Origin of the sequence: Variovorax cryoconiti (assembly GCF_051216395.1) — a bacterium.
GTDB lineage: Bacteria > Pseudomonadota > Gammaproteobacteria > Burkholderiales > Burkholderiaceae_C > Variovorax.
In genome coordinates, this window is record NZ_JBPJZI010000077.1 from 1 (window position 1) to 1,043 (window position 1,043).

Annotated in this window: 1 protein-coding gene; it reads right to left on the reverse strand. The window is 65.6% G+C overall.

Features of this window, described 5'->3' with window-relative positions; genetic code table 11:
• Window positions 1-1,043 (reverse strand): efflux RND transporter permease subunit (locus tag ACSFA2_RS25865; protein ID WP_435458179.1); only part of this gene is annotated, 1,043 nt, incomplete at both ends.

Consider the following 1,043-nt stretch of genomic DNA (forward strand, 5'->3'; position numbering starts at 1 on the left):
CTCGCGAACAGCAGCGGCACCAGGCCCATCACCATTGCGGCCGTGGTCATCAAAATGGGGCGCAGCCGGATGCGCGCGGCCTCCTCGATCGACGCGCGCCGGTCGAAGCCCTTGCGCATCTGGATCTCGTTGGCGAACTCCACCATCAGAATGCCGTGCTTGCTGATGAGCCCGATGAGCGTTACCAGCCCGATCTGCGTGTAGATGTTGATGGTGCCGAAGCCCAGCGCCAACGGCACCAGCGCGCCGCAGATCGACATCGGCACGCTGATCAGAATGATCAGCGGATCGCGCAGGCTCTCGTACTGCGCGGCCAGCACCAGGTAGATCACCACGATGGCGAACACGAAGGCCATCACCAGCGCCGAGCCCTCCTGCGTGAACTGCCGCGCATCCGACTGCCAGTCGTAGCTGAAGCCGGCCGGCAGCTTCTTCGCCTCTTCGCTCAGGAAGGCCACTGCGTCGCCCATGGTCACGCCCGGCATCGGAATGGCCTGGAAGGTAGACGCATTGAGCTGGTTGAACTGCGTGAGCTTGTTGGGGCCCACGCTGGTCGACAGCTGCACCAGGTTGGCCAGCGCCACGGGCTGGCCGCTAGCGCTCTTCACGAAGTAGCGCGAGAGCGCTTCTGCCGTGAGCCGCTGCTCGCGCGGCGACTGCGGAATCACGTCGTAAGAGCGGCCGTCCATGCCGAAGCGGTTGACGTAGTTCTCGCCCACCAGCACCGCCAGCGTGTCGCCGATGGACTTCATCGTCACGCCCATGCTGTTGGCCTTGGCGCGGTCCACGCGGATCTCGACCGTGGGGTTGTTGAACTCCAGGTCGCTGTCGACCACGGCGAACTTGCCGCTGTCGCGCGCCGACTTCTTCAGCGCTTCCATCGCCTCGAACACGGCGCGGTGGTCGCCCGCGCTGCGGATCACCATCTGCACCGGCAGCCCGCCGGTCGAGCCCGGCAGCGAGGGCAACTGGAACGCGAAGACGCTGCTGCCTTCCACGTCGTTCATGCGGCCCTGTGTGTCGCCCTGGATCTGGTCGGCATT